The sequence below is a fragment of the Pseudomonas sp. URMO17WK12:I7 genome, assembly GCF_003269045.1.
Lineage (GTDB): Bacteria > Pseudomonadota > Gammaproteobacteria > Pseudomonadales > Pseudomonadaceae > Aquipseudomonas > Aquipseudomonas putida_J.
Genome location: NZ_QLTL01000002.1, coordinates 35,897 through 62,212, shown reverse-complemented (window position 1 = coordinate 62,212; position 26,316 = coordinate 35,897). Strand labels below are relative to the sequence as shown.

Annotated in this window: 30 protein-coding genes and 1 tRNA gene; 7 read left to right on the top strand and 24 right to left on the bottom strand. The window is 62.6% G+C overall.

Going from position 1 to position 26,316, the window contains the following annotated elements; genetic code table 11:
* Position 1: 1 nt before the first annotated feature.
* The 14 genes from H040_RS02465 to trmJ form a co-directional block, all read right to left on the bottom strand.
* Positions 2-1,015: a RodZ domain-containing protein gene (locus H040_RS02465; RefSeq protein WP_027920274.1), complete on the bottom strand. Its 1,014-nt coding sequence runs from the start codon at positions 1,013-1,015 to the stop codon at positions 2-4.
* Positions 1,012-1,773: a type IV pilus biogenesis/stability protein PilW gene (pilW, locus tag H040_RS02460; protein ID WP_027920275.1), complete on the bottom strand. Its 762-nt coding sequence runs from the start codon at positions 1,771-1,773 to the stop codon at positions 1,012-1,014. Before pilW ends, H040_RS02465 begins: the two co-directional genes overlap by 4 nt.
* Before the next feature lie 13 nt (positions 1,774-1,786).
* A complete protein-coding gene (gene rlmN / locus H040_RS02455) occupies positions 1,787-2,932 on the bottom strand; it encodes a 23S rRNA (adenine(2503)-C(2))-methyltransferase RlmN (protein WP_027920276.1) in 1,146 nt (381 codons plus the stop codon).
* Between the two features lie 28 nt (positions 2,933-2,960).
* Positions 2,961-3,386: a nucleoside-diphosphate kinase gene (gene ndk, locus H040_RS02450; protein WP_011532343.1), complete on the bottom strand. Its 426-nt coding sequence runs from the start codon at positions 3,384-3,386 to the stop codon at positions 2,961-2,963.
* Positions 3,387-3,476: 90 nt separating this feature from the next.
* Positions 3,477-3,677, bottom strand: coding sequence for a Fe-S cluster assembly protein IscX (iscX, locus tag H040_RS02445; RefSeq protein ID WP_027920277.1), 201 nt, complete (start codon positions 3,675-3,677; stop codon positions 3,477-3,479).
* A gap of 9 nt (positions 3,678-3,686) precedes the next feature.
* Positions 3,687-4,028, bottom strand: a complete 342-nt coding sequence (gene fdx, locus H040_RS02440) for an ISC system 2Fe-2S type ferredoxin (RefSeq protein WP_027920278.1) — start codon at positions 4,026-4,028, stop codon at positions 3,687-3,689.
* Positions 4,029-4,031: 3 nt separating this feature from the next.
* Positions 4,032-5,894 (bottom strand): Fe-S protein assembly chaperone HscA, encoded by a 1,863-nt coding sequence (gene hscA, locus H040_RS02435; protein ID WP_027920279.1) that lies wholly within the window; start codon positions 5,892-5,894, stop codon positions 4,032-4,034.
* Positions 5,895-5,936: 42 nt separating this feature from the next.
* Entirely contained in the window at positions 5,937-6,458 is a 522-nt protein-coding gene (hscB, locus tag H040_RS02430) for a co-chaperone HscB (RefSeq protein WP_027920280.1), read from the bottom strand.
* Positions 6,459-6,466: 8 nt separating this feature from the next.
* Entirely contained in the window at positions 6,467-6,790 is a 324-nt protein-coding gene (iscA, locus tag H040_RS02425) for an iron-sulfur cluster assembly protein IscA (RefSeq protein ID WP_027920281.1), read from the bottom strand.
* 35 nt (positions 6,791-6,825) lie between these two features.
* Entirely contained in the window at positions 6,826-7,212 is a 387-nt protein-coding gene (gene iscU, locus H040_RS02420) for a Fe-S cluster assembly scaffold IscU (RefSeq protein ID WP_007929523.1), read from the bottom strand.
* Between the two features lie 46 nt (positions 7,213-7,258).
* Entirely contained in the window at positions 7,259-8,473 is a 1,215-nt protein-coding gene (locus tag H040_RS02415) for an IscS subfamily cysteine desulfurase (RefSeq protein ID WP_027920282.1), read from the bottom strand.
* Positions 8,474-8,518: 45 nt separating this feature from the next.
* Positions 8,519-9,010, bottom strand: a complete 492-nt coding sequence (gene iscR, locus H040_RS02410; RefSeq protein WP_008092572.1) for a Fe-S cluster assembly transcriptional regulator IscR — start codon at positions 9,008-9,010, stop codon at positions 8,519-8,521.
* Positions 9,011-9,189: 179 nt separating this feature from the next.
* Positions 9,190-9,975 (bottom strand): serine O-acetyltransferase, encoded by a 786-nt coding sequence (cysE, locus tag H040_RS02405; protein WP_027920283.1) that lies wholly within the window; start codon positions 9,973-9,975, stop codon positions 9,190-9,192.
* Positions 9,976-9,978: 3 nt separating this feature from the next.
* Positions 9,979-10,749: a tRNA (cytosine(32)/uridine(32)-2'-O)-methyltransferase TrmJ gene (trmJ, locus tag H040_RS02400; protein ID WP_027920284.1), complete on the bottom strand. Its 771-nt coding sequence runs from the start codon at positions 10,747-10,749 to the stop codon at positions 9,979-9,981.
* A gap of 151 nt (positions 10,750-10,900) precedes the next feature.
* On the opposite strand from trmJ, the gene suhB reads away from it, so the two are divergent.
* Positions 10,901-11,719 (top strand): type III secretion system regulator SuhB, encoded by an 819-nt coding sequence (gene suhB / locus H040_RS02395; protein WP_016393981.1) that lies wholly within the window; start codon positions 10,901-10,903, stop codon positions 11,717-11,719.
* A 212-nt stretch (positions 11,720-11,931) separates the two neighbouring features.
* Here the strand turns inward: suhB and H040_RS02390 are convergent, their stop codons facing one another.
* The 6 genes from H040_RS02390 to queA all read right to left on the bottom strand — a co-directional run bounded on the left by H040_RS02390 (position 11,932) and on the right by queA (position 17,997).
* Positions 11,932-12,474, bottom strand: a complete 543-nt coding sequence (locus H040_RS02390) for a glycine zipper 2TM domain-containing protein (RefSeq protein WP_027920285.1) — start codon at positions 12,472-12,474, stop codon at positions 11,932-11,934.
* A 119-nt stretch (positions 12,475-12,593) separates the two neighbouring features.
* The gene (gene secF, locus H040_RS02385; RefSeq protein WP_027920286.1) at positions 12,594-13,502 is read right to left on the bottom strand and encodes a protein translocase subunit SecF; all 909 of its coding nucleotides are present in this window, start codon (positions 13,500-13,502) and stop codon (positions 12,594-12,596) included.
* Positions 13,503-13,512: 10 nt separating this feature from the next.
* Positions 13,513-15,375 carry a protein translocase subunit SecD gene (gene secD / locus H040_RS02380; protein WP_027920287.1) on the bottom strand — a complete coding sequence of 621 codons (1,863 nt, stop codon included), beginning with the start codon at positions 15,373-15,375 and terminating at the stop codon, positions 13,513-13,515.
* Between the two features lie 64 nt (positions 15,376-15,439).
* Positions 15,440-15,775: a preprotein translocase subunit YajC gene (gene yajC, locus H040_RS02375; protein ID WP_027920288.1), complete on the bottom strand. Its 336-nt coding sequence runs from the start codon at positions 15,773-15,775 to the stop codon at positions 15,440-15,442.
* 42 nt (positions 15,776-15,817) lie between these two features.
* Positions 15,818-16,933: a tRNA guanosine(34) transglycosylase Tgt gene (tgt, locus tag H040_RS02370; protein WP_162144435.1), complete on the bottom strand. Its 1,116-nt coding sequence runs from the start codon at positions 16,931-16,933 to the stop codon at positions 15,818-15,820.
* A 14-nt stretch (positions 16,934-16,947) separates the two neighbouring features.
* Entirely contained in the window at positions 16,948-17,997 is a 1,050-nt protein-coding gene (queA, locus tag H040_RS02365; RefSeq protein WP_027920289.1) for a tRNA preQ1(34) S-adenosylmethionine ribosyltransferase-isomerase QueA, read from the bottom strand.
* Between the two features lie 107 nt (positions 17,998-18,104).
* Here queA and H040_RS02360 point away from each other — a divergent pair.
* The 4 genes from H040_RS02360 (at position 18,105) to H040_RS02345 (ending at position 20,704) form a co-directional block, all read left to right on the top strand.
* Positions 18,105-18,189: transfer RNA gene (locus H040_RS02360), tRNA-Leu, on the top strand.
* Positions 18,190-18,527: 338 nt separating this feature from the next.
* On the top strand, positions 18,528-19,175 hold the full coding sequence (locus H040_RS02355) for a trypsin-like peptidase domain-containing protein (RefSeq protein WP_027920290.1): 648 nt from the start codon (positions 18,528-18,530) through the stop codon (positions 19,173-19,175).
* 78 nt (positions 19,176-19,253) lie between these two features.
* Entirely contained in the window at positions 19,254-19,733 is a 480-nt protein-coding gene (locus H040_RS02350; RefSeq protein ID WP_027920291.1) for a GNAT family N-acetyltransferase, read from the top strand.
* A gap of 80 nt (positions 19,734-19,813) precedes the next feature.
* Entirely contained in the window at positions 19,814-20,704 is an 891-nt protein-coding gene (locus H040_RS02345) for a bestrophin family protein (protein ID WP_027920292.1), read from the top strand.
* Positions 20,705-20,818: 114 nt separating this feature from the next.
* Here H040_RS02345 and phnE read toward each other — a convergent pair whose 3' ends face one another.
* From phnE to H040_RS02325, 4 genes are read right to left on the bottom strand one after another with little or no spacing between them, the layout of a single operon-like run.
* Positions 20,819-21,586, bottom strand: a complete 768-nt coding sequence (phnE, locus tag H040_RS02340; protein WP_027920293.1) for a phosphonate ABC transporter, permease protein PhnE — start codon at positions 21,584-21,586, stop codon at positions 20,819-20,821.
* A complete protein-coding gene (locus tag H040_RS02335; RefSeq protein WP_027920294.1) occupies positions 21,583-22,410 on the bottom strand; it encodes a PhnE/PtxC family ABC transporter permease in 828 nt (275 codons plus the stop codon). Before H040_RS02335 ends, phnE begins: the two co-directional genes overlap by 4 nt.
* Entirely contained in the window at positions 22,404-23,201 is a 798-nt protein-coding gene (locus H040_RS02330; protein ID WP_027920295.1) for a phosphonate ABC transporter ATP-binding protein, read from the bottom strand. The genes H040_RS02335 and H040_RS02330 overlap by 7 nt, the downstream gene beginning before the upstream one ends.
* The gene (locus H040_RS02325; protein ID WP_027920296.1) at positions 23,198-24,052 is read right to left on the bottom strand and encodes a putative selenate ABC transporter substrate-binding protein; all 855 of its coding nucleotides are present in this window, start codon (positions 24,050-24,052) and stop codon (positions 23,198-23,200) included. Before H040_RS02325 ends, H040_RS02330 begins: the two co-directional genes overlap by 4 nt.
* 126 nt (positions 24,053-24,178) lie before the next feature.
* On the opposite strand from H040_RS02325, the gene selD reads away from it, so the two are divergent.
* Positions 24,179-25,213 carry a selenide, water dikinase SelD gene (gene selD / locus H040_RS02320; RefSeq protein WP_027920297.1) on the top strand — a complete coding sequence of 345 codons (1,035 nt, stop codon included), beginning with the start codon at positions 24,179-24,181 and terminating at the stop codon, positions 25,211-25,213.
* On the top strand, positions 25,213-26,310 hold the full coding sequence (gene mnmH / locus H040_RS02315; protein WP_027920298.1) for a tRNA 2-selenouridine(34) synthase MnmH: 1,098 nt from the start codon (positions 25,213-25,215) through the stop codon (positions 26,308-26,310). The genes selD and mnmH overlap by 1 nt, the downstream gene beginning before the upstream one ends.
* The last annotated feature ends 6 nt before the right edge of the window (positions 26,311-26,316 follow it).

Sequence of the window (26,316 nt, the reverse complement as noted above, 5' to 3'; positions counted from 1 at the left end):
CTTACTGTCCCAACTTCAGGCGAGCGGTCTCGCCACTGGTGAACGGGGCAACATCGACGGCCTGGCCGTTGTAGCTGACCTGGGCGCCACGGGCAAAGCCCAGACGGACCGCGAATGGCGGCTTGCCGGTCAACTCGAGGTTGTCCCCCTTGCGCTTGATGGCGCTGAACAGCACCTTGCCGTTGCCGTCGGACACCTGGGTCCAGCAATCGGCGGTGAACTGGATTGCAACCTTGGCGCTGCCAGCCGGCACGGCCGCAGGGGCGGCAGGCTCGGTGGCGGCAACGGCCGGCACGCTGGCAACGGGTGCAGCCGGTGCTACCGGTGCGGCAGGGGCCGGGGCTGGCGCGGCAGCATGAGCCGGTGCCTGCTGAACCGGAGCAGGAGCAGGAGCAGTGGCGGCCGGAGCGGCTTCGCTGGTGGTTTCGGCAGCCGCCTCGGCGGGGGCCTGCTCCAGCGGCAGCGGCGCGCTTTCCGGCTGCTCGCCTGCCGTTACGGCCTGGTCTTCAGGCTCGTCCAGCGGGTGGATCTGGGTGGTGCCATCGGCGCTTTCGACTTCCACATGCTCGAGGGCGATCTTGGCCAGGTCCTTGCCTTTCATGCTGCCCTGGTCCTGCCACCAGATGAAGCTGCCACCGACGACGGCGACCAGCAGCAGCAGGGTGACACCACGCATGATGTTGTGCGACAGCCGCACCGGCTCTTCGATACGCCCCAGCGAATGCACTTCGCTACCTTTGGCGTGGGTGCCGGTGTACTGGTCGAAGGCTTCGACCAGCGGTGCCTGGTCCATGTCCATCAATTTGGCGTAGGCGCGGATATACCCGCGAGCGAAAGTGTGCCCGGGCAGCTTGTCGAAGGCGCCGGTTTCCACGTGGTTCAGCGAACTTACGGTGAGGTTGAGCTTGCGGGCCACCTCGGCTTGCGACCACTCGCGTTTCTCGCGGGCCTGGCGCAACAGCTCACCGGGGTTCTGGCCAGTCGCTGCTGCTACTTCGGGATGCGCGGCTTTCATCGTTGCTCCGACAGGTATTGCTGATATTCCGGCGTACCGGGATAAAGTCGTTGTAATTGCTGGCCCAGATCGGCCAGGGTGCCCTGCTCGTCGAATACCCGGGCAAGGCGGCTGCCCAACAGAAGGCTACGGGCGTTGTGATCGCTCAACTGGCTGAAACGATCGTAGTAGTCACGGGCCGGCACATAATGCCTGTTTTCGTAGGACAACTCAGCCATTTCAAGCAACGCTCTGGGCTGGCGCCGGTCAAGTTGCAAGGCCTTGGTGAGGTACGCCTGTGCCTGGTCGCGGTCGTCGAGCCTCAGGGCGGTCAGGCCAAGGTTCTCGTATACCCGCGAACGTTCAGGATACAGGGTATCGGCACTGGCAAGGCGAAACATCTGCTCGGCTTCGGCAAAACGTTGCTGAGCATATAGGAAACTGCCGTAATTGTTGCGAATTCGCGTGTCGCCCGGGCGGGAAGCCAGCGCTTTCTTGAAGTGCGCCTCGGCAAGGGCAGGCTCACCTTCGGCCTGGAACACCAGAGCCAGAGCCGTGTGGGCGTCGGCATCCCCGGCATCCAGCGCCAGGGCCTTGCCCAACGGGACCTTGGCGTGTTGGGTCAAACCTTGTTGCAAATAACCCAGGCCAAGCTGCGTGTAGGCACGCCCTGCCTCCGTTCGCCCCTGGCGGTTGGCCAGGGGGTCGCTCGCGCCGCCCGACACGCAGCCGGCCAGCAGCGAAAGCGCAAGGATCGACAGCGCGGCGCGCAGGCTCATGGCAAGGCCGGACTCAGTGGCGCACGGCGCTGTCTTGCAGCTCGGCGTCAGCGGACAGCTGGCGGACGGCGATGTAGCGCTCGCTGCGGCGGGTACGGTCGTTGACCTGACCGACCAGCTGACCACAGGCGGCATCGATGTCGTCGCCACGGGTGGTACGGGTGGTGACGTTGAAACCACCGTGGTGCAGCAGGTCCTGGAAGCGGCGGATCGCGTTGTTGCTCGGCCGCTCGTAGCCCGAATGCGGGAACGGGTTGAACGGGATCAGGTTGATCTTGCACGGTACGTCGCGCAGCAGTTCGATCATCTGTGCCGCGTGCTCAGGCTGGTCGTTGACGTCCTTGAGCAGGGTGTATTCGATGGTCAGCACACGCTTGCCACCGAGGGTCGACATGTAACCCATGCACGACTCGAGCAGCATCTTCAGCGGGTACTTCTTGTTGATCGGTACCAGCTGGTTGCGCAGTTCGTCGTTCGGCGCATGCAGCGACAGCGCCAGGGACACGTCGATGTGCTTGGCCAGTTCGTCGATCATCGGCACCACGCCCGAGGTGGACAGGGTGACGCGGCGCTTGGAAATGCCATAGCCAAGATCTTCCATCATGATCTTCATCGCGGCGATGACATTGTCGAAATTCAGCAGGGGTTCGCCCATGCCCATCATCACCACGTTGGTAATCGCGCGGTCGATCTTGGCAGGGACAGTCCCGAAGGATTTGTTCGCAAGCCACACCTGGCCGATCACTTCGGCGGCGGTGAGGTTGCTGTTGAAGCCTTGCTTGCCGGTGGAGCAGAAACTGCAATCCAGGGCGCAGCCGGCTTGCGACGAGACGCAGAGCGTGCCGCGGTCGTCGGTGGGGATGTAGACGGTCTCGACGCAGCTGCCGGAGGCAACGCGGACCACCCACTTGCGGGTACCGTCGGCGGAAATGTCTTCACTGACCACTTCCGGGCCCCGAATTTCGGCGACGGCCTCGAGCTTCTCGCGCAAGACTTTGCCGACGTTGGTCATGGCAGCGAAATCGTCGACGCCAAAATGGTGAATCCACTTCATCACCTGGCCAGCACGAAAGCGCTTCTCCCCGATCGAGTCGAAGAACTGTTCCATTTCCTGCAGGGTCAGCCCCAACAGGTTGATTTTGCCGGTAGATGTCGTCATGGATTCACCTTCACCCTTAAGCTTTCGCTTAGCGAGTGGTTACCTCGGTAGCAGCGAAGAAGTAAGCGATTTCGCGAGCAGCAGCAGCTTCGGAGTCCGAACCGTGAACGGCGTTGGCGTCGATCGACTCGGCGAAGTCAGCGCGGATGGTGCCTGGAGCAGCTTCTTTAGGGTTGGTAGCGCCCATCAGCTCACGGTTCAGAGCGATGGCGTTTTCGCCTTCCAGAACCTGAACAACGACCGGGCCGGAAGTCATGAAGGCAACCAGGTCACCGAAGAAGCCACGAGCGCTGTGCTCGGCGTAGAAGCCTTCAGCTTCGGCTTTGGACAGTTGCTTGATTTTCGAGGCAACGATTTTCAGGCCAGCTTCTTCGAAGCGGGTGGTGATCTTGCCGATTACGTTCTTGGCAACGGCGTCAGGCTTGATGATCGAGAAAGTACGTTGAACAGCCATGGAAAACTCCAGAATATTGAGTGTTACGAAAAATTAAACCCGCGAATTATACGCGGGTTCCAGGGGATTGCCTAACCTGCAGCGTCACGCTTAGTCGGCTTCTTCGATCCAGGCCGCCTGGATGGCCTCGAGCACTTTCTCACCGCCACGTGACGGATCGTCGCTGAACTCTGGCAAGGCCAGCACCCAACGGTGCAGATCGACGAAATTCACATATTTAGGATCGACGTCCGGCTTGCTTTCTGCAAGCTGGATGGCGATCTCAAGTACATCAATCCATTTCAGGCTCATGGGCAAACCTCAGTGCGGCGCTTCGGCAGCGTGGTTGAGCGTATATTTGGGCAGCTCGATGGTGAGATCGTCTTCACCGACGATCACCTGGCAAGCCAGGCGCGATTGCGCCTCCAGGCCCCAGGCCTTGTCCAGCATGTCCTCTTCCAGCTCATCGGCTTCCTCGAGCGAGTCGAAGCCTTCGCGCACGATGCAGTGGCAGGTGGTGCAGGCACACACACCACCGCACGCGCTTTCCATCTCGATGTGGTGCTCGTGGGCCAGCTCCAGGATATTGGTCCCTGGCTCCACCTCTACCACCAGCCCGTCCGGGCAGAACTTCTCGTGCGGCAGGAAAATCACCTGGGGCATCGGTTACTCCTCGATCTCATTCAGGTTGCGCCCGGCCAGTGCGGCTTTGACCGTCGAATCAAGGCGACGGGCGGCAAAAGCATCGGTCACCTGCGACAGACGCTTGGTCTGTTGCTCGATGGCCGCGCCATCGGTGCCGCTAAGCAAATCACGCAATTCTTGCATCTGGTACTCGATGGCCACCCGCTCATCGTCGCTGAGCAGGCGCTCACCGTCGGCGTCAAGGGCACCCTGCACCGCTTCGAGCAGGCGTTCACCGTCAACCTGGTGCTCACGTAGCTGGCGCGCCTGCTTGTCGGAGCCTGCGTGCTCGAAGGAATCCTTGAGCATGCGAGCGATCTCGCCATCGGTCAGACCGTAGGATGGCTTGACCTGGATGCTGGCTTCAACGCCCGAACCCAGCTCGCGGGCGGCAACACTGAGCAAGCCATCGGCATCGACCTGGAAGGTCACGCGAATCTTGGCGGCGCCGGCAACCATGGCAGGAATGCCGCGCAGTTCAAAGCGCGCCAAGGAGCGGCAGTCGCTGATCAGCTCGCGCTCACCCTGCAGGACGTGGATCATCATGGCCGACTGGCCATCTTTGTAAGTGGTGAACTCCTGGGCGCGAGCCACCGGAATGGTGGTGTTGCGCGGAATCACCTTCTCCATCAGCCCGCCCATGGTTTCAAGGCCCAAGGACAGCGGGATGACGTCGAGCAGCAACAATTCGCCACCTTCGCGACGGTTGCCGGCCAAGGTATCGGCCTGGATCGCAGCGCCAATGGCCACGACCTGGTCCGGGTCGATCGAGGTCAGCGGGGTGCGGCCAAACAGCGCACCTACGGCTTCACGCACACGAGGCACGCGGGTCGAACCACCGACCATCACGACTGCCCCCACCTCTTCCAGCTCGACACCGCTATCGCGTACGGCGCGACGGCAAGCTTTCAAGCTGCGGGCAACCAGGGGCTCGATCATGGCCTCAAAAGCGGCGCGGCTCAGCTCGCCCTGCCAGGCGCCATGGCTGACACTGACGCTATCAGCATCAGTCAGGGCCTCTTTGGCGGCACAGGCGGCCTGCAGCAACTGGCGCTGGGTGGCCGGGTCGAGATCAGCGGACAGGCCGGCCTGCTCGATGATCCAGCCCGCGATGGCGTGGTCGAAATCATCGCCGCCCAAGGCAGTATCGCCACCGGTAGCCAACACTTCGAATACACCGGCGGTCAGGCGCAGGATGGAAATGTCGAAGGTACCGCCACCCAGGTCATAGATGGCCACCAGGCCTTCAGCGTTCTGATCCAGGCCATAAGCCACGGCAGCGGCGGTCGGTTCGTTGAGCAGGCGCAGCACGCTCAGGCCGGCCAGGCGCGCGGCGTCTTTGGTGGCCTGACGCTGTGCGTCGTCGAAATAGGCCGGCACGGTGATTACCGCGCCTACCAATTCACCACCGAGGGTGGCTTCGGCGCGCTCGCGCAGCACCTTGAGGATGTCGGCGGACACTTCCACCGGGCTTTTCGGCCCTTGGATGGTGTCGATGAATGGCATGTGCGACTCGCCGCCGATGAAGCGGTACGGCAGTTGCTCACCGAGCTGCTTGACGTCTGCCAGGCCACGCCCCATCAGGCGCTTGACCGAAAGAACGGTGTTCAGCGGGTCGCTGGAGGCCGCTTCACGCGCGGCCAGGCCGACTTCGTTGTGGCCAGCCAGGTAACGCACCGCCGACGGCAGAATGACGTTGCCCTGCGCATCGGGCAGGGGTTCGCTGCGACCGCTGCGCACGGCAGCGACCAGAGAATTGGTGGTACCCAGGTCGATCCCCACCGCCAGACGACGCTGGTGCGGCTGAGGGCTTTGACCGGGTTCGGCGATCTGCAGTAGGGCCATGCTTATCTGAATACCTTAGGCGTCATCACGGGCGACACCGGGTTAATCGTCGAGGCGCTCTTCGAGTTGGCGCACTTCTTGGGCGAGCTTGTCGAGGAACTGCATGCGGCGCATCAGGCGCTCGGCCTTGTCGCGCTCGGCAGGCACATCCCAGCAGGCGGCGAAATCCTCGTTCAGCGTGTCCTGAGCGGCCTTCAGGCGCTTCTTGAACACGGCCACGCCATCGAGGTCGGCTTCGTCCTGCAGCTCTTCCAGCTCTTCGCGCCACTGCATCTGCTGCAACAGGAAGTCAGGGTCATGCACCGTGACCTCCTGGGGCACTTCGTGGCCACCGATTGCCAGCAGGTAGCGGGCACGGCGCGGCGCACTGCGCAGGGTCTGGTAGGCGTCGTTGAGGGCCGCGGACTTTTCCAGCGCTACCCGCTGCTCGCGCTCGGAAGCGTCAGCGAAGCGGTCCGGATGGACCTCACGGGCCAGCTCGCGATAGCGAGTGGCCAGTTTATCGAGATCCAGGCGGAAACAGGGCTGGAGGTCAAACAGAGCGAAATGACAAGGAGTACCCACGGCCAGCCTCAGACGTTGAAGCTTTCGCCGCAGCCACACTCACCGCGCACGTTGGGGTTGTTGAACTTGAAGCCTTCGTTCAACCCTTCCTTGACGAAGTCCAGCTCGGTGCCATCGAGGTAGACCAGGCTCTTGGGATCGATGATCACCTTGACGCCATGGTTCTCGAATACCTCGTCTTCTTCGGCCAGCTCGTCGACGAACTCCAGCACGTAGGCCAGGCCCGAGCAGCCGGTGGTGCGCACGCCCAGGCGAATGCCCTCACCCTTGCCGCGCCCGTCGAGGGAACGGCGAATGTGGTTGGCGGCGGCTTCTGTCATGCTGATAGCCATCGGAACTCCTTGACTCTTACCTTGCAACGGGCGGCTTAGATCAAGCCTTTCTTCTGCTTGTAGTCGCGAACGGCTGCCTTGATGGCATCTTCGGCGAGTACCGAGCAGTGGATTTTCACTGGCGGCAACGCCAGTTCTTCCGCCAGCTGGGTGTTCTTGATGGTTTCGGCTTCGTCCAGGGTCTTGCCCTTCATCCACTCGGTGGCGAGGGAGCTGGAGGCGATGGCCGAACCGCAGCCATAGGTCTTGAACTTGGCGTCTTCGATGATGCCTTGCTCGTTGACCTTGATCTGCAGACGCATCACGTCACCGCACGCAGGGGCGCCGACCATGCCGGTACCGACATCCGGGTCTTCGGCGTTCATCTTGCCGACGTTGCGTGGGTTTTCGTAGTGGTCGATGACCTTTTCACTGTATGCCATGGTGCAATTCCTTCCTCATCAGGGAGCCGCTCTTGCCGGCGACTGCTTAGTGGGCGGCCCACTCGATCTTGGAGATGTCAACGCCGTCTTTGTACATGTCCCACAGCGGCGACAGCTCACGCAGTTTGTTAACGGCCATGCAGACTTGCTGCGCGGCATAGTCGACTTCTTCTTCAGTGGTAAAGCGGCCGAAGGAGAAGCGGATCGAGCTGTGCGCCAGCTCGTCGTTGCGGCCCAGAGCGCGCAGTACATACGACGGCTCGAGCGAAGCGGAGGTACAGGCCGAACCGGACGATACGGCGATGTCTTTCAGGGACATCAGCAGCGACTCGCCTTCGACGTAGTTGAAGCTCAAGTTCAGGTTGTGTGGCACGCGGGCAGTCTTGCTGCCGTTGACGTACAGCTCTTCGAGGTCCGAAACCTGCTTGAAGAAGCGGTCGCTCAGTGCCTTGATGCGCACGTTCTCGGCGGCCATTTCCTGCTTGGCGATGGCGAAGGCTTCGCCCATGCCGACGATCTGGTGGGTCGGCAGGGTGCCCGAACGCATGCCGCGCTCATGGCCACCGCCGTGAATGATGGCTTCCAGGCGCACACGCGGCTTGCGGCTGACGTACAGCGCGCCGATACCTTTAGGGCCGTAGACCTTGTGCGCAGAGAACGACATCAGGTCGACTTTCAGCTTCTGCAGGTCGATTTCGACCTTGCCGGCCGACTGGGCGGCGTCGACGTGGAACAGTACGCCGCGCGAACGGGTCAGTTCACCGATGGCGGCGATGTCGTTGATCGAGCCGACTTCGTTGTTCACGTGCATCAGCGAGACCAGGATGGTGTCGTCACGCAGGGCGGCTTCGACCATGGCCGGGGTGACGATGCCGTCTTCGCCCGGTTCCAGGTAGGTGACTTCGAAACCTTCACGCTCGAGCTGGCGAGCGGTATCCAGGACCGCCTTGTGCTCGATCTTGGAGGTGATGATGTGCTTGCCCTTGGTCTGATAGAAGTGCGCCACGCCTTTCAGGGCGAGGTTGTCGGACTCGGTGGCACCGCTGGTCCAGACGATTTCGCGCGGGTCGGCGTTGATCAGCTCGGCAACCTGGCGGCGGCCGTTCTCGACCGCTTCTTCGGCCTTCCAGCCGAACACGTGGGAACGCGAGGCCGGGTTACCGAAGTTGCCGTCGACCAGCAGGCAGTCGGCCATCTTCTGGGCGACACGAGGGTCGACCGGCGTGGTAGCGGAGTAATCGAGGTAGATCGGCAACTTCATGGGTATCTCCTATCAGGCGGTGGCGTCGCTCGTCACTGCAAAAGGTCAGTCGACGGCGGACGTCTCAATCTTGTCCAGCTGGGCGGTACGGCCTGCGACACGCCGCAGGTCCTGGCGCTGGGCGACTTCCTGCACCTCACGGCGCATGACGAGGTCAGCCAGGCTGATGCCGCTGAGGAATTCGTGGATCTGCTGGCTGAGGTCGCACCACAAGTGGTGAGTCAGGCAGGTGTCACCGGCATGGCAATCCCCGAGGCCCTGGCAACGGGTGGCATCGACCGATTCGTTGACCGCGTCGATGACCTGGGCCACCTGGATGGTTTCCATGCCGCGCGACAGCTGGTAGCCACCGCCCGGACCGCGCACGCTGGAGACCAGACTGCTGCGGCGCAGCTTGGCGAACAGCTGTTCCAGATAAGAGAGGGAAATGCCCTGGCGCTCGGAAATGTCGGCCAAAGACACCGGCCCATGCTGCGCGTGCAGTGCCAGGTCGAGCATGGCAGTGACGGCGTATCGGCCTTTGGTAGTCAGTCGCATGGCTAATGGGTACCACGGGAGTTACGGGATGTGTGCGAGTATGCGATTCCCGAGCATTTAAGTCAACTATTAGACCTACTGCTTTAGTCGGGTTTGCATCAGGGAGGCGGGCGCGATTGTAGCAGCAAAGGGGCGTGAGCACACGCCCCATATGTCAGTAGGGCTTCAGCACGGCGCAATCAATGCGACTGAGTGTCGCGCTGGGCAGCCTGGGTTTCGACCGCGAAGTCATCCTCCGGCAGCTTCGGCAGCTCCTTGGCACAGTAGTCACTGCCCATCTTGGTCAGCGCTCCGCACATGCCCTCCAGGCGCTCGTCGACAGCCTGCAGGTGGTCGAGCATCTGGCCGATGGCACGAGCCACCGGATCCGGCATGTCGCCGCTGACGCCGTAGGCATCGAAGCCGATCTTTTCGGCCATGGCCTTGCGCTTGGCCTCGACTTCGCTGTCTTCGCTCTTGACGATGATCCGCCCCGGAATACCCACTGCAGTGGCACCCGCCGGTACCGCCTTGGTCACCACCGCATTGGAGCCAATCTTGGCCCCGGCACCGACAGTGAACGGGCCGAGCACTTTGGCGCCCGCCCCTACCACTACACCGTTTTCCAAAGTCGGGTGACGCTTGCCTTTGTTCCAGCTGGTGCCACCCAGGGTCACGCCCTGATAAAGGGTGACATCGTCGCCGATCTCGGCGGTCTCGCCGATGACGATACCCATGCCGTGGTCGATGAAGAAGCGCCGCCCAATGGTCGCACCGGGGTGGATCTCGATACCGGTCAGCCAGCGACCGAAGTTCGACACCAACCGTGCCAGCCACTTGAAATCGCGCTTCCACAGGGCATTGCCCAGGCGGTGCAACCAGATGGCGTGCATGCCGGGGTAGCAGGTCAGCACCTCGAAGGCGTTGCGCGCCGCCGGGTCTCGATGGAACACGCTCTGGATATCTTCACGCAGACGTTCGAACATCTGTCAGTCCTTCCTTTTATGCGGCTCGCCCCGGACGACCTTTTGGGTCTCGGTGAGGATGCCGCGCAAAATGCTCATTTCCGAACGATTGACCGAGCTGCGCCCATACAGCCGGCGCAGGCGCGGCATCAGGTGCTTGGGCTTTTCAGGGTCGAGGAAGCCGATGTCCACGAGGGTTTTCTCCAGGTGTTCATAGAACAGCTCCATTTCGTCCATGGTCGCCAGCTCGTTGCTGCGCAGCGAGTTGGCGTCGAACTTCTCGACTTTCGAAGGCGTACCTTCGGCTGCCAGCCAGGCCATGCGCACCTCGTAGGAGAGCACTTGGACTGCAGCAGCAAGGTTCAGCGAGCTGAAGTCGGGGTTCGAGGGAATGTGCACGTGGAAGTGACATCGCTGCAGTTCTTCGTTGGTCAGGCCGGCGTGTTCGCGCCCGAACACCAGGGCGATCTCTTCACCGCCACCGGCATGCTCCACGGCCTTGGCCCCGCACTCGCGCGGGTCGATCAACGGCCAAGGGATGCTGCGCTCACGGGCACTGGTGCCCATGACCAGGTTGCAGCCGACCAGCGCCTCTTCAAGGCTGTCGACCACCTGGGCACTGGCCAGGATGTCGTCGGCACCCGAGGCGCGGGCGGTGGCGTCGCCGGAAGGGAACTCTTTTGGCTGCACCAGCACCAGACGCGACAAGCCCATGTTTTTCATGGCACGCGCAGCGCCGCCGATGTTGCCGGGGTGGCTGGTATTGACCAGAACAACACGAATATTTTGCAGCAAGGTGTTGTGCTCACAGATGCAGGTTTGGGGGAAATCGATCTTACAGAACCGACCAGCGTAACGCCACGAAAGCAAATGTGACACTTCTGCCGCCAAACTTTTCTGCTAGAATGTCCGGCTTTCTTCTTTAACATCTCCAGGTGACCCGCCCATGCAGCCTATGCTGAATATCGCCCTGCGCGCCGCTCGCAGCGCCAGTGAACTGATTTTCCGCTCCATCGAACGCCTGGATAGCATCAAGGTCGACGAGAAAGAGGCCAAGGACTACGTCTCCGAAGTGGATCGCGCCGCCGAGCAGAGCATCGTCAACGCCCTGCGCAAGGCCTACCCGAACCACTCCATTCAAGGTGAAGAAACCGGCCTGCACGCCGGCACCGGCGAAGAAGGCAAGGACTACCTGTGGATCATCGATCCGCTGGACGGCACCACCAACTTCCTGCGTGGCATCCCGCACTTCGCTGTCAGCATCGCCTGCAAATACCGTGGCCGCCTCGAGCACGCCGTGATCGTCGACCCGGTTCGCCAGGAAGAATTCACCGCCAGCCGTGGCCGTGGCGCCCAGCTCAATGGCCGCCGCCTGCGCGTCAGCTCGCGCACCAGCCTGGACGGCGCCCTGCTGGGTACCGGCTTCCCGTTCCGTGACAACCAGATGGCTGACATGGACAACTACCTGGGCATGTTCCGCGCCCTGACTGGCCAAACCGCCGGCATCCGCCGCGCCGGCTCCGCCAGCCTGGACCTGGCCTACGTGGCCGCCGGCCGTTTCGACGCTTTCTGGGAGTCGGGCCTGTCGGAGTGGGACATGGCTGCGGGCGTACTGCTGATCCAGGAAGCTGGTGGCCTGGTGAGCGACTTCAACGGTGGCCACGACTTCCTCGACAAGGGCCACATCGTTGCAGGCAACATCAAGTGCTTCAAGGCCGTATTGACCGCTATCCAGCCGCACCTGCCAGAGCACATGAAGCGCTAAGCGCGGATTGCAGGCAAAAAAAAGCACCCCACGGGGTGCTTTTTTTATGCCTGTGCTTACCGCCCGGCTTCGCCCCCTGTAGGAGCGGCCTTGTGTCGCGAAAGGGGTGCGAAGCAGCCCCGGCAATCTCTACCTTTGCAAAGATCTGGGGCCGCTACGCGCCCCTTTCGCGACACAAGGCCGCTCCTACAAAGAGCAGACCGCAACGGGTTCTACTGACCGGCTTCGCTGAGGATCAGCTTGCCATTCTTGTCCAACGGAATGGTCGAACCTGGCTCGCGGTCCATCTTCACCTGGCCGACCTGGTCGCCAATGGTGTATTTGACGTTGTAGCCCACCACCTTCTCGCTGATGTCGTTGACCGTGTTGCAGCGGGTTTGCGTGGTGGTGTAGGTGTCACGCTGCTGCATGCCCTCCTGCACCTTGTTACCGGCATAACCACCACCGACCGCACCGGCCACGGTAGCGATTTTCTTGCCAGTACCGCCGCCAATCTGGTTACCCAACAGGCCGCCAGCCAGAGCGCCCACGACGGTGCCGGCGATCTGGTGCTGGTCCTTGACCGGCGCCTGACGCGTGACGGCAACGTCCTTGCAGACCTCGCGCGGCGTTTTGACCTGTTGCTTGATCGGTTGCACGTCGGTGACCTGGGCATATTCAGGCCCCTTGTTCACCAAGCTGTAGGTGGCGACAGCACCTCCGGCAGTAACACCGACAGCACCCAGCACAGCGCCTACGAGCATTGATTTGTTCACATGAACCTCCTGTTTTACCTGCAGGAGCTAACCTGCTTTCTCCCAGCCTTGGAGCAAAAAAAAAGGCGCGAGTTCAACACTCGCGCCTTTTATGCCGCCGAACGGCGTAGGACTAATCCTTAAGGACGGTCATCCACACCTTCGTTTTTCACCGGCGGGATCAGGTCTTCGCTGTTCAGGTTCAGCCAGATCAGCACCACGTTGGCGATGTAGATCGACGAATAGGTACCGGCCATGACACCGATGAACAATGCCAGGGAGAAGCCGAACAGGTTGTCACCACCGAAGAACAGCAGCGCGGCGATCGCCAGCAAGGTCGAAACCGAGGTGGCAATCGTGCGCAACAGGGTCTGGGTGGTCGAGACGTTGATGTTCTCGATCAGCGAGGCCTTGCGCATCACGCGGAAGTTCTCACGTACCCGGTCGAAAACGACGATGGTGTCGTTCAGCGAGTAGCCGATGATCGCCAGCACCGCCGCCAGCACCGTCAGGTCGAAGGTGATCTGGAAGAACGACAGGATACCCAAGGTCACCACTACGTCGTGGATCAGCGAGACGATCGCACCCACGGCGAACTTCCACTGGAAGCGGAACGCCAGGTAGATGAGGATGCCGCCCAGCGCCAGGAGCATGCCGAGGCCACCCTGGTCGCGCAGCTCTTCACCCACCTGCGGGCCGACGAACTCGACACGCTTGAGCGTGGCCGGGTTGTCGCCGCCGGCCTTCTGCAGGGCCGCGCCAACCTTGGCACCCAACTGCGGGTCATCGCCCGGCATACGCACCAGCAGGTCGGTGGTGGCGCCGAAGCTCTGCACCACAGCCTCGTGGAAGCCGGACTCGACCAGCTCGGCGCGGACCGCCTTGAGGTCGGCCGGCCGTTCGTAGGTCAGCTCGATCAGCGTACCGCCGGTGAAGTCCAGGCCGAAGTTCAGGCCCTTTTGCCACCAGCTGAACAGCGCCAGCACAGTGAGGAGCACGGTAATGGCGAACGCAACATTGCGCACGCCCATGAAGTTGATGGTTTTCATCGCAGCTCCCTCAAACCCACAGCTTCTTGATGTCACGCCCGCCGCAGGTCAGGTTGACCATTGCACGGGTCACCATGACGGCGGTGAACATCGAGGTGAAAATCCCGAGGGACATGGTTACCGCGAAGCCCTTGACCGGGCCGGTTCCCATGGCGAACAGGATGCCGCCGACCAGCAGGCTGGTCAGGTTGGCGTCGATGATCGCGGTATAGGCGCGGTTGAAGCCTTCGTGAATGGCGCGCTGCACCGACATGCCGGCATTCAGCTCCTCGCGGATACGCGAGAAGATCAGCACGTTGGCGTCCACCGCCATACCCATGGTCAGCACGATACCGGCAATACCAGGCAGGGTCAGGGTGGCGCCCAGCAGCGACATCAGCGCCAGCAGCAGCACCATGTTGCCCGCCAGGGCGATGGTGGCGATCACGCCGAAGGCGCGGTAGATGGCGATGATGAACAGCGAGACGAACAGCATGCCCCACAGCGACGCATCGATACCCTTGGTGATGTTGTCGGCACCCAGGCTTGGGCCAATGGTACGTTCTTCAGCGAAGTACATCGGCGCGGCCAGACCACCGGCACGCAGCAGCAGGGCCAGTTCCGAGGACTCACCCTGGCCGTTCAGGCCGGTGATACGGAACTGGCTGCCCAGTGGCGACTGGATGGTCGCCAGGCTGATGATCTTCTTCTCTTCCTGGAAGCTCTGTACGGCAACGTCCTTCTCGACACCGTCGACCGTCTGCTTGACGTAGCGAGTGACCGGCTTCTGTTCGATGAAGATCACCGCCATGCTGCGGCCGACGTTGCTGCGGGTCGCGCGGCTCATCAGCTCACCACCGTGGCCATCCAGGCGGATGTTCACCTGCGGGCGGCCATGCTCGTCGAAGCTGGCCTGGGCGTCGGTAACCTGGTCACCGGTGATGATCAGGCCACGCTCGACGGCAGCGGAACGGTTGCCTTCACGGAACTCGAAGACCTCCGTAGTGGCCTTGGAAGCACCCGGCTCGGCGCCGAAGCGGAACTCCAGGTTGGCGGTCTTGCCGAGGATACGCTTGGCTTCGGCAGTGTCCTGCACGCCTGGCAGCTCGACCACGATGCGGTTGGCGCCCTGGCGCTGTACCAGCGGCTCGGCCACGCCCAGCTCGTTCACACGGTTGCGAACGGTGGTCAGGTTCTGCTTGATCGAGTATTCGCGGATCTCGGCGACTTTCGCCTGGGTCAGCGCCAGACGCAGCACGGCAAGCTCGTTGCGCTCGGTGGTGGTCAGGTCGAAATCATTGAAATTCTTGCGGATCAGGGCACGTGCCTGTTCGCGGGTAGCATCGTCAGCGAAGCCCAGCATCACACCGCCATCCTGCTGCGGCAGGCTGCGATAGCGGATGCGCTCTTTGCGCAGCAAGGTCTTGACCTCGCCTTCGTAGACTTTCATGCGGGCGCTCATGGCCTTGTCCATGTCCACTTCCAGCAGGAAGTGCACACCACCGGACAGGTCCAGGCCCAGCTTCATCGGGCTTGCACCCAGGTTACGCAGCCATTGCGGGGTAGTCTGGGCCAGGTTCAGGGCCACGACGTAATCATCGCCCAGTGCCTTGCGCACTACATCCTTGGCTGGCAGTTGATCTTCCTGGTTGGTCAGGCGAATCAGCCCACTGCCCTTCTCACCCAGGCTCGCGCCCTTGACGGTGATGCCGGCATCGACCAGCGCCTTGCTGACGCGATCGAGGTCGGCCTGCTTGACCTGCAGCGCCGAGCTGGCACCGCTGATCTGCACCGCCGGATCATCCGGGTAGAGGTTGGGAGCGGAATAAATGAAACCGATCGCCAGTACCACCAGGATCAGTGCGTATTTCCACAGAGGGTATTTGTTCAGCATCACGCCGCCCGTTCAAGACGCGGGGCGCTTTGCGCGCCCCGACTGGAAAAATGAAACCGGTAACTCAGATAGCCTTGAGCGTACCTTTTGGCAGGGTTGCCGCGATGGCACCCTTCTGGAACTTCAGTTCGACGGTGTCGGAAACTTCCAGAACAACGAAGTCATCGGAAACCTTGACGATCTTGCCGGCGATACCGCCGTTGGTGACAACTTCGTCACCTTTCTGCAAGTTGCTCAGCAGGTTCTTCTGCTCTTTGGCACGCTTGGACTGCGGGCGCCAGATCATCAGGTAGAAGATGACCAGGAAACCGACCAGGAAAATCCACTCAAAGCCGGTGCCGGCTGGGCCAGCGGCAGGTGCTGCAGCGTCCGCGTATGCGGCGGGGATCAAGAAGCTCATTGGGCACTCCTAATGTAATTTTCTAATAATGGATGCGAACAGTCAGTCCAAAGGCGGCACAGGCAGCCCGCGCTTGGCGTAGAAGGCGTCGACAAAGGCGGCCAATTTACCCTGTTGAATAGCCTCGCGTAAACCGGCCATCAAGCGCTGGTAATGGCGCAAGTTGTGGATGGTATTCAGCATGCTGCTCAGCATTTCGCCGCACTTGTCCAGATGATGGAGATAAGCGCGGGAGAAGTTGGTGCAGGTGTAGCAGTCACAGGTCGGATCCAGCGGCGAATCATCATGGCGATGGAACGCGTTGCGGATCTTGATCACCCCTGTATCGACGAACAGGTGGCCGTTGCGCGCGTTGCGCGTGGGCATCACGCAGTCGAACATGTCGACGCCGCGGCGCACACCCTCAACCAGATCTTCCGGTTTGCCTACCCCCATAAGGTAACGAGGTTTGTCAGCCGGCATCTGGGCCGGCAGGTAGTCGAGCACCTTGATCATCTCGTGCTTCGGCTCACCCACCGACAGGCCACCGATGGCCAGGCCGTCGAAGTCGATGTTGACCAGCGCTTCCAGCGAGCGCATGCGCAGGTCCTGGTACATGCCGCCCTGAACGATGCCGAACAGCGCTGCGGTGTTGTCACCGTGGGCATTCTTCGAACGCTGGGCCCAGCGCAGCGACAGTTCCATGGAGGTGCGCGCCACATCGTGCTCGGCCGGGTACGGCGTGCATTCGTCGAAGATCATGACGATGTCCGAGCCCAGGTCGCGCTGCACCTGCATGGACTCTTCCGGGCCCATGAACACCTTGGACCCGTCGACTGGCGAGGCGAAGGTCACCCCCTCCTCCTTGATCTTGCGCATGGCGCCCAGGCTGAACACCTGGAAACCACCGGAATCGGTGAGGATTGGGCCTTTCCACTGCATGAAGTCGTGCAGGCCGTTGTGCTTCTTGATGACCTCGGTACCCGGGCGCAGCCACAGGTGGAAGGTGTTGCCGAGGATGATCTCGGCGCCGATGGCCTCGATGTCACGCGGCAGCATGCCCTTGACCGTGCCATAGGTACCCACCGGCATGAACGCCGGGGTCTCGACCGTGCCACGGGGGAAGGTCAACCGGCCACGACGGGCCTTGCCGTCGGTGGCCAGCAGTTCGAACGACATTCGACAGGTGCGACTCATGCTTGATCCTCTGGGCCGCGTGGCGCCGGATTGCGGGTGATGAACATGGCATCACCGTAACTGAAGAAGCGGTAACCGTTGTCGACCGCCGCCGCGTAGGCAGCCATGGTCTCGGGGTAACCGGCGAAGGCCGAGACCAGCATCAGCAGCGTGGACTCCGGCAGGTGGAAGTTGGTGACCAGGCAATCGACCACATGGAAAGGCCGGCCCGGGAAGATGAAGATGTCGGTGTCACCGCTGAAAGCCTTGAGCACGCCATCGCGCGCCGCGCTCTCCAGCGAGCGCACGCTGGTGGTCCCGACCGCGATCACCCGGCCGCCACGTGCGCGGCAGGCCTCGATGGCGTCGACCACATCCTGGCTCACTTCGAGCCACTCTTTGTGCATGTGGTGGTCTTCGATCTTGTCGACCCGTACCGGCTGGAAGGTGCCAGCACCCACGTGCAGGGTGACGAAGGCGCGCTCGACGCCCTTGGCGGCGATCTTCTCCAGCAGCGCTTCGTCGAAGTGCAGGCCGGCAGTTGGCGCGGCCACGGCACCGGCACGCTCGGCGTACACGGTCTGGTAACGCTCACGGTCTGCGCCCTCGTCCGGGCGGTCGATGTAGGGCGGCAGCGGCATATGGCCGACGCGCTCGAGCAGCGGCAGCACCTCTTCGGTGAAGCGCAGCTCGAACAGCGTGTCGTGGCGGGCGACCATCTCGGCCTCGCCACCGCCATCGATGAGGATCACCGCGCCTTCTTTAGGCGCCTTGCTGGCACGTACATGGGCCAGCACGCGGTGGCTGTCGAGCACACGCTCGACCAGCACTTCCAGCTTGCCGCCGGAGGCTTTCTGGCCAAACAGCCGCGCCGGAATCACCCGGGTGTTGTTGAACACCATCAGGTCGCCCGGCTGCAGATAGTCGAGCAGATCCGGGAATTGCTTGTGCGCCAGCGCCCCGCTCGGCCCATCGAGGACCAGCAGACGGCTGCCATGGCGCTCGGCCAGAGGGTGGCGGGCGATCAGGGAATCGGGGAGTTCGAAGGAAAAATCGGCGACGCGCATGATGATGTTCGGGTTCGACAGGGCCGGGAAGTTTAGCCCAATGTGTGAAAATTGACCATGAAAGCCGATTGACCGACCACGGGCACCTCTCTATACTGCGCGCCACAGCCCTGATGGCGGAATTGGTAGACGCGGCGGATTCAAAATCCGTTTTCGAAAGGAGTGGGAGTTCGAGTCTCCCTCGGGGCACCAAAATCCAAAAAAAACCGACCACATGGTCGGTTTTTTTGTGCGCGCTATTCAGCGCTGAACAGGCCCCTGCCGAGTGGGTTTGCTGCGACCAGTTCCAGGGACTTCATCCACACCAGTCGTTCAGGCTGCGATTTTTGACGCCAACCCGATGGCCTGGAACGAGCCAGACATCCACGCATTCAATTGGCAACTGACCGGATAATGGCCATAAGCTGTCATTCGTCGGTTATAAGCCGAAAGTATTGATAGCGTAATATCAATTCGCCATATTTGCGCTCCCGTTATCAATGACCACTGCGTGACCCATGAACAAAACCGCGCCCTGTCTGGCAGCAATGATGCTGCTGAGTGGGTGCAATGGAATGCCAACCGCATACGTTTCAAACCCCGTCTACGACCAGGCTTTTGTCGTCACCTCCGGTGCCCCCCTGCCGATGCTGCTGATGGCCACCGCCATCCAGTGGAACGAAGACTACGCCGTCACCGCCAAGCACACGCCGTTCCTGCCCAATGTGGTGCATGAAGGGCTGGGTGACGTGGTGTTCTTCAAGCACAAGGCCAGCAAGGTGCCGCAGTGGCGTCAGTTCGTGCCGGGCGAGTCGGTGACGGCGGTCGGCTTCAACAGTTTCATGATGCCGGTGCAAGGCAAGGGCCGTACGCTCGACTCGCTGGTGCGCCTCGAAGGTACACCGGGCAGCGTCTTCTACTCGGTGCATGACGGCCCGATCACCAAAGGCATGTCCGGCGGCCCCGTGTTCGCCGACGACGGCAAGGTGGTCGGCATGAACGTCGCCTTCATTTCCAAGGACGGGATCAATGCCCGCAACCGCCCGGACCTGGCCGACAAGGCGCGGGTCAGCGTGTTCATGTCGTATAGCGAAATCGACAAGGAATGGCGCCGCTTCCAGTATCTGGCACACAAGGGCAAGCCGCACAGCGCGCCTGCTGCGATCAAGGGCTATGTGGCGGTAGCCAGCAAGCCTTGATCCAACGTGCGGGCGATCATGATACGGTGGGGGCCGGCACTGATGATCTGGCCAGCCCATTCACGCAAAGGACCTGCCATGCACCTTGGTCACCGCCCCGTCCAACCCAGCGACATCCCGGCCATCTGCAGCTTCGCGCAAAGCCCGGATGAGCTGTTCTATATGTTTCCCAAAGCCACCTACCCGCTCACCCCCGCGCAATTGAGCGACGCCATCGCCCAGCGCAGCGGTTCGACCGTGGTCGAGGGCGATGGCCTTGTGCTCGGTTTCGCCAACTTCTACAAGGCTGAGCACGGCGGTATCTGTGCCCTCGGCAACGTGGTGGTGGCACCCGTCGCTCGCGGCCAGGGCGTGGCGCGTTACCTGGTGCAATGCATGGTCGACCTCGCCCGTGAACAGTTCGCGGCGCGGGAAGTCTGGGTGTCTTGTTTCAACCACAACACCGCGGGCCTGCTGCTTTATCCACAGCTTGGCTTCATACCTTTCGGCATCGAGGAGCGACAGGCTCAGGATGGCAAGCGGGTGGCCTTGGTGCAGATGAAGCAACACGTTCAGTAACATCCCAGGACGAGCAGCGCCGAACCATCCACGCCCCTCGACGTCCCATCATGCATCCCCGGCTTTTCGAGGCAGCTCGCGTGAAAGACGTCATCGCCCGTAAATACCGCCTGATCGTCAAGACCTTCGGCTACATCGGCTGGTCGCTGTTCTGGCTGCTGTTGTGGGACGTACTGGTCACCATCGACTTCATGCTGTTCTTCAACAGCAAGTTCACCCTGCCGCTGATTCCGCTGACCTTGCTGGGTTCGGCGCTGGTGGTGCTGGTGAGCTTTCGCAACAGCAGCGCCTACAACCGCTGGTGGGAAGCGCGAACCTTGTGGGGAGCACTGGTGAACAGTTCGCGCAGCTTCGCCCGGCAGACGCTGACGCTGATCGATGACCCGCAGGACGAACTGAACCCGGTCAAGGCGACCTTGCTGCGCCGGCACATCGCCTATGTGAACTGCCTGGCAGCACACTTGAAGGGTGAGGCTTGCCCGGACGAACTGATGGCGTTCATCCCGCCGGGGGAGTTCGAGCGGCGTAACCGTTCGAACAACTTTGCCAATGACATACTCAGTGGCTCGGCGGCATTGCTGGCGCGGGAATACCAAGCCGGCCGGCTGGACAGCATTCGCCTGGCGCGGCTGGAGTCGACGCTGGTGGACCTTTCCAATGCCCAAGGCGGCATGGAGCGGATTGCCAATACGCCGCTGCCCTACCCTTACGTGTATTTCCCACGGCTGTTCATCACGCTGTTCTGCCTGATCGTGCCGGTGGGGCTGGTGGAGTCGCTGGGCTGGTTCACACCGCTGGCGTCGACGGTGGTGGGCTTCATGCTGCTGGCGATCGAGCGGATCGGGACTGATCTGCAAAGTCCGTTTCGCTTCAGTGAGCATCAGATTCAGATGGATACCATCTGCGAGACGATCGAACGGAATCTGGAATCGATGCAGCGGGAAGCGCAGTGTGGGGAGCTGGCTTCGTAAAGGGGGCTGCTTTGCAGCCCTTTCGCGACACAAGGCCGCTCCACAGGGGGACGCGATCTTCTGTAGGAGCGGCCTTGCGTCGCGAAAGGGCCGCAGAGCGGCCCCGGCTATCTGTCAGGCCCGCACAAACCGCTGGCGCAGCACATCACTGAAGGCATCCACCAGCAGCACCAATAACAACATCGCCATGATCACCGTGCTGGCCTGCGCCTCCTGGAACAGGCTCAAGGTGGTATAGAGCATCTGCCCCAGCCCCCCGGCTCCGACGAAGCCCAGCACACTGGCCATGCGAATGTTGTTCTCCCAGCGGTACAGGCTGTACGCCAGCAATTGCGGCCACAAATTCGGCAAGGTCCCGAAACAGAACGCCGCCACCTGCCCCCCGCCCTGCAGGCGAATCGCTGCGGCGGGTTCTGCCGGCGCATTCTCCAGCGCCTCGGCAAACAAACGCCCTAACACTCCAGACGTATGAAGCGCCAAGGCCAAAGTACCGGCATTGGGCCCCAGGCCCGCCGCCAGCACCGTCAATGCGGCCCATACCAACTCTGGAATGGCACGCAGGGCATTGAGCAGCAAGCGTGCCAGAGATTGCAGCGGCCAACCGAAGCGCCCCGCCGCCGGCAACGCCAACAGCATGCCGAGGGCCATGGCCAGCAGCGTGCCCAGGCCCGACATGGCCAGCGTTTCCAGTGCGCCGCGCCCCACCGCTTGCAGGTGTTCGCCGGACAGGTCCGGATGCAGGAAGCGCGCAGCATACTCACCCATCTGCCCCAGCCCGCCATCGCCCACCAAGGCGTGCAGGTCCAGCTGCAGATAACCGAACGACGCCACCACCGCCGCCATGATTGCTACGATCACCAGCAGATTGACCACCCGGTTCATGCCAGCCTCCCGCGCAGGAAGCGGCTAAGCAGGTCAGCCAGCAGCACCAGGCCGAGGAACGCCAGTAGCATGCTCGCCACTTCGCCCCCGGCAAACATACGCATCGACAGGTCGATCTGCTGCCCAAGCCCGCCGGCACCGACAAAGCCCATCACCACAGAAGCGCGCACGGCGCATTCCCAGCGGTAGACGGTATAGGACACCACCTCCGCCGACGCGCTGGGCAGGATACCGTAGAAGAATGCCGCCAACCGCCCGCTGCCGGCCTGTAGCAAGGCATGCGCCGGACGCTGGTCGACCGATTCGAAGATCTCCGCGTAGACCTTGCCGAGCATGCCGCTGTAGGTAATGGCGATGGCCAGTACCCCGGCCGTTGGCCCCAGGCCCACGGCCCGCACGAACAGCAGCGCCCAGACGATCTCCGGCACGCTGCGCAGAAAAATAAGCAAGCCGCGAACGGGCAGGCGCAACAAGCGCGACCACGGCCCTGCCCGGCCTCCACGGGAAGCGGCGCGCAGTGACAGCGCACGGCTCGCCAGCAGGCTGGTCGGGACCGCCAGCAACAGCGCCAAGGCCATGCCCGCTGTCGCCACGGCCAAGGTCTGCAAGGTGGACTCATACAACAACCGGAGGAATTCGGCACTGTGCGTTGGCGGCCAGAAGGCACTGGTAAAGCTGGCGATCTGCTGACGGTTTTCTGCCTGCAGCAAAACGCCAGGGTTCAGCTCGCTCAACTGCAGCCCCGGCCACAGCACGGCCAACGCCAGCACGGTCAACAGCAACCGCGGCAACGCGGCCGGGTCGCGGACGTCGGCCTTCAGCATCGCGGAATCTGCACAGTCAGGGTCGGCCCTTGGGCTTGCGCTGGCGAACCCAGTTGCTCGTTGGCGTACAGCGCATCCAGCATTGGCCCGGTCACCGCCTCTGCAGGGCAGTCGAACACCACCTGCCCCTCACGAATACCGATCACCCGCGGAAAGTGCGCCAGCGCCAGGTCCACCGCATGCAGGCTGGCCACCAGGGTCACGCCATTGGCCTGGGCATGGCGATTGAGCAGTGCCAGGCTGTGGTCGGCCAGCACCGGGTCCATGGCCGACACCGGTTCGTCGGTCAATAGCACTTCCGGGCGCTGGTACAACGCCCTGGCAATGCCCACCCGCTGCAACTGGCCACCGGACAACTGCCCGCACTGAACGAACAGCTTGTCGGCCAGGCCCAGCTCGGCCAAGGCCTGGCGCGCCCCCGGCACATCGGTCGGATACACCAGGTTGAGCAGGCCACGCAAGATGCCCCACTGCCCCAGGCGGCCCGCCAGGACTGCTGTTACCACACGCTGACGGGGAGGCAATGGCGGTGCCTGGTGCACCAGGCCGATGCGCGCGCGCAGGCGTTGGCGCGCCCCGGCAGACAGCGCCCAAGGTTGCTCACCGAACAGTTCCAGGTACCCGCTGCTGGGCTGCACGGCGGTGGCCATCAGGTGCAGCAAGCTGGACTTGCCGGCCCCCGAGGGGCCGATGATCGCTACCCGCTCACCCTTGGCGATGCTCAGGCTGATCGAATCGAGCGCGCGGACCTGGCCGTGGCGCAGGCCGGCGCCGTTTACATGGATCGTCACTTGAGCAGGCCGGCCTCACGTGCGGCTTGCTCGGTGCCCACATAGTTTTCGGGCTTGGTCTCGATGAAGCGGCTGGCCGCCTGCAGGTCGAGAATCGCCTTGTGCTCCGGGTTGGCCGGGTCGAGGTCAAGGAAGGCCTGCTTGATTTTCTCTTTCAGCGCCGGGTCCATGTTGCCGCGCACGGTCCAGTTGTAGTCGTAGTAGGTCGGTGTGGTGGCAAATACCTTCACCTTGCTGGTATCGACCTTGCCGGCATCGACCAGCTTCTGCCAGACACTGGCATTGAGCACGCCGCCATCGACCTTGCCGGCCTGCACCCAGGCGACGGTGGCGTCATGGGCACCGGAATAGGCCACACGGCTGAAGTAGCTTTCAGGCTTGATGTTGTCTTCCTTGAGCATGAAGTAACGGGGCATCAGGCTGCCCGAGGTGGACGAGATCGAACCGAAGGCGAACGACTTGCCCTTGAGGTCGGCCAGGCTCTTCACGGCCGGGTTGGCGGTGATGAACTTGGAGGTGAACTGGGCGTCCTGCTCACGCTGCACCAGCGGCGTGGCGGTCGGGTCTTTCAGGTGCACCTGGACGAAGGTGAAGCCACCCAACCAGGCCATGTCCAGGCGGTTGCTGGCCAGCGACTCGACCACCGCCGGGTAGTCGGCCACCGGCACGAACTTCACCTCCATGCCCAGTTGCTTGGACAGGTACTTGCCCAGCGGCTCGAACTTGCGCAGCAGTTCGGTCGGCGCTTCGTCGGGGATGGCACTGACCCGCAAGATGTCGGCAGCCTGGGCAACTACGGCACAGCAGGACAGCACGAGGCCGGCGGCGAGCGCCAGGGGGCGTTTGAGCATGGGAGTTCTCCGGTTCAATAGCGGGGAAAGTGCCGGCAACGCGCCGACGGTGGGAATTATAAGAGCCACAGGCGCAAAGGCCAGCTTTGCTACAATCGCGCAACAAATTGATCCCCTGAGGTACGTATGAGCGAGCCGATTCGCCTGACCCAGTACAGCCACGGTGCCGGCTGTGGCTGCAAGATCTCCCCCAAGGTGCTGGATGTGATCCTTGCCGAAAGCGGCGCCCAGGCCCTGGACCCGAAGTTGTGGGTCGGCAATGCCTCGCGTGACGATGCCGCCGTGTATGCCCTGGACGACGAGCGCGGGGTGGTTTCGACCACTGATTTCTTCATGCCGATCGTCGACGACCCTTACGATTTCGGTCGCATCGCCGCGACCAACGCCATCAGCGACATCTACGCCATGGGCGGTGACCCGCTGATGGCCATCGCCATCCTCGGCTGGCCGGTCAACGTGCTGCCGCCAGAAGTCGCCCGCGAAGTGATCCGCGGCGGCCGTGCCGTGTGTGCCGAGGCCGGTATCCCGCTGGCCGGCGGCCACTCCATCGACGCCCCCGAGCCGATCTTCGGCCTGGCCGTCACCGGTGTGGTGAACAAACGCCACCTCAAGCGCAACGACACCGCCACCGCCGGTTGCCGCCTGTACCTGACCAAGCCACTGGGCATCGGCATCCTCACCACCGCCGAGAAGAAAGCCAAGCTGCGCGAGCAGGACCAGGGCCTGGCACGCGACTGGATGTGCACGCTGAACACCCCGGGCAGCCGCTTTGGCAAGCTCGATGGGGTCAAGGCGATGACCGACGTGACCGGTTTTGGCCTGCTCGGCCACCTGGTCGAGCTGGCCGAAGGCAGTGGCCTGACAGCACAGCTGGACTACGCCGCCGTGCCGCGCCTGCCAAGTGTCGACCATTACCTGGCCGAGGGCTGCATCCCTGGCGGTACCCTGCGCAACTTCGACAGCTACGGGCACAAGCTCGGCACGCTGACCGACGAGCAGAAGCACCTGCTGTGCGACCCACAGACCAGCGGCGGCCTGCTGGTTGCCGTCACTGCCGAAGGTGAGGCCGAGTTCCTCGCGCTGGCCGCCGAACTGGGCCTTAACCTGGCGCCGATCGGCCAGTTGGTCGAGCGACAGAGCCACGCAGTTGAGGTGAACTGATGCGCCCCGACTGCACCGACTTCCGCCAGCTGTTCCTCGACGATGCGCCGATGATGGACATGCGCGCGCCGATCGAATTTGCCAAGGGTGCCTTCCCCGGTACCGTCAACCTGCCACTGATGACTGACCAGGAGCGGCAGAAGGTCGGCACCTGCTACAAACAGCAGGGCCAGGCCGCCGCCATCACCCTCGGCCACCAACTGGTCAGCGGCGCGACCAAGCGCGAACGCCTGCAGGCCTGGGCCAGCTTTGCCAAGGCCCACCCTGATGGTTACCTGTACTGTGCCCGTGGCGGCCTGCGCTCGCTGATCGTGCAGCAATGGCTGCGCGACGAGGCCGGCATCGCCTACCCGCGCATCAAGGGTGGCTACAAGGCCATGCGTACCTTCCTGCTGGAAACCACCCAGCAGGCGGTCGAGCAATGCGATTTCGTCCTGGTCGGCGGCCTCACCGGCACCGGCAAGACCGATGTGCTGCACCAGTTGAACAACGTGCTCGACCTCGAAGGCCACGCCAATCATCGCGGCTCCAGCTTCGGCAAGCGCGCCACCGGCCAACCGGCGCAGATCGACTTCGAGAACAAGCTGGCCATCGATGTGCTGAAGAAGCGCGCCCGAGGCATCGAACAGTTCGTGCTGGAAGATGAAGGCCGCATCGTCGGCAGTTGCTCGGTGCCGCTGGAGCTGTATCAGGGCATGCAGCAGTACCCGATGGTGTGGCTGGAGGACAGTTTCGAGAACCGCGTGGAGCGCATCCTGCGCGATTACGTGATCAACCTGTGCGCCGAGTTCGTCGATGTGCATGGCGAGGAAAATGGCCGCAGGCTGTTTGCCGAGCGCTTGCTGCAGAGCATGGCCAATATCCACAAGCGCCTGGGTGGCGAGCGCTTCCATCGCTTGTCCACAATCCTGGGCGAAGCGCTGGACGAGCAGTTGCGCAGCGGTGCGGTGGACCTGCACCGGGGCTGGATCGAAGGGCTGCTCAAGGAATATTACGACCCGATGTATGCCTACCAGCGTGAAGCCAAGGCCGAGCGGATCGAGTTTGCCGGAGATGGCGTGGAAGTGCGCGAGTACCTCAAGGCCCGCGCTCTGTAGGAGCGT

Coding starts and splice junctions, on each gene's coding strand:
- H040_RS02465 (WP_027920274.1), bottom strand. CDS start 1,015: ATGAAAGCCGCGCATCCCGAAGTAGCAGCAGCGACTGGCCAGAACCCC.
- pilW (WP_027920275.1), bottom strand. CDS start 1,773: ATGAGCCTGCGCGCCGCGCTGTCGATCCTTGCGCTTTCGCTGCTGGCC.
- rlmN (WP_027920276.1), bottom strand. CDS start 2,932: ATGACGACATCTACCGGCAAAATCAACCTGTTGGGGCTGACCCTGCAG.
- ndk (WP_011532343.1), bottom strand. CDS start 3,386: ATGGCTGTTCAACGTACTTTCTCGATCATCAAGCCTGACGCCGTTGCC.
- iscX (WP_027920277.1), bottom strand. CDS start 3,677: ATGAGCCTGAAATGGATTGATGTACTTGAGATCGCCATCCAGCTTGCA.
- fdx (WP_027920278.1), bottom strand. CDS start 4,028: ATGCCCCAGGTGATTTTCCTGCCGCACGAGAAGTTCTGCCCGGACGGG.
- hscA (WP_027920279.1), bottom strand. CDS start 5,894: ATGGCCCTACTGCAGATCGCCGAACCCGGTCAAAGCCCTCAGCCGCAC.
- iscA (WP_027920281.1), bottom strand. CDS start 6,790: ATGGCTATCAGCATGACAGAAGCCGCCGCCAACCACATTCGCCGTTCC.
- iscU (WP_007929523.1), bottom strand. CDS start 7,212: ATGGCATACAGTGAAAAGGTCATCGACCACTACGAAAACCCACGCAAC.
- H040_RS02415 (WP_027920282.1), bottom strand. CDS start 8,473: ATGAAGTTGCCGATCTACCTCGATTACTCCGCTACCACGCCGGTCGAC.
- iscR (WP_008092572.1), bottom strand. CDS start 9,010: ATGCGACTGACTACCAAAGGCCGATACGCCGTCACTGCCATGCTCGAC.
- cysE (WP_027920283.1), bottom strand. CDS start 9,975: ATGTTCGAACGTCTGCGTGAAGATATCCAGAGCGTGTTCCATCGAGAC.
- suhB (WP_016393981.1), top strand. CDS start 10,901: ATGCAGCCTATGCTGAATATCGCCCTGCGCGCCGCTCGCAGCGCCAGT.
- secF (WP_027920286.1), bottom strand. CDS start 13,502: ATGAAAACCATCAACTTCATGGGCGTGCGCAATGTTGCGTTCGCCATT.
- secD (WP_027920287.1), bottom strand. CDS start 15,375: ATGCTGAACAAATACCCTCTGTGGAAATACGCACTGATCCTGGTGGTA.
- yajC (WP_027920288.1), bottom strand. CDS start 15,775: ATGAGCTTCTTGATCCCCGCCGCATACGCGGACGCTGCAGCACCTGCC.
- tgt (WP_162144435.1), bottom strand. CDS start 16,933: ATGTCGTTCGAACTGCTGGCCACCGACGGCAAGGCCCGTCGTGGCCGG.
- queA (WP_027920289.1), bottom strand. CDS start 17,997: ATGCGCGTCGCCGATTTTTCCTTCGAACTCCCCGATTCCCTGATCGCC.
- H040_RS02355 (WP_027920290.1), top strand. CDS start 18,528: ATGCTGCTGAGTGGGTGCAATGGAATGCCAACCGCATACGTTTCAAAC.
- H040_RS02350 (WP_027920291.1), top strand. CDS start 19,254: ATGCACCTTGGTCACCGCCCCGTCCAACCCAGCGACATCCCGGCCATC.
- phnE (WP_027920293.1), bottom strand. CDS start 21,586: ATGAACCGGGTGGTCAATCTGCTGGTGATCGTAGCAATCATGGCGGCG.
- H040_RS02335 (WP_027920294.1), bottom strand. CDS start 22,410: ATGCTGAAGGCCGACGTCCGCGACCCGGCCGCGTTGCCGCGGTTGCTG.
- H040_RS02325 (WP_027920296.1), bottom strand. CDS start 24,052: ATGCTCAAACGCCCCCTGGCGCTCGCCGCCGGCCTCGTGCTGTCCTGC.
- selD (WP_027920297.1), top strand. CDS start 24,179: ATGAGCGAGCCGATTCGCCTGACCCAGTACAGCCACGGTGCCGGCTGT.
- mnmH (WP_027920298.1), top strand. CDS start 25,213: ATGCGCCCCGACTGCACCGACTTCCGCCAGCTGTTCCTCGACGATGCG.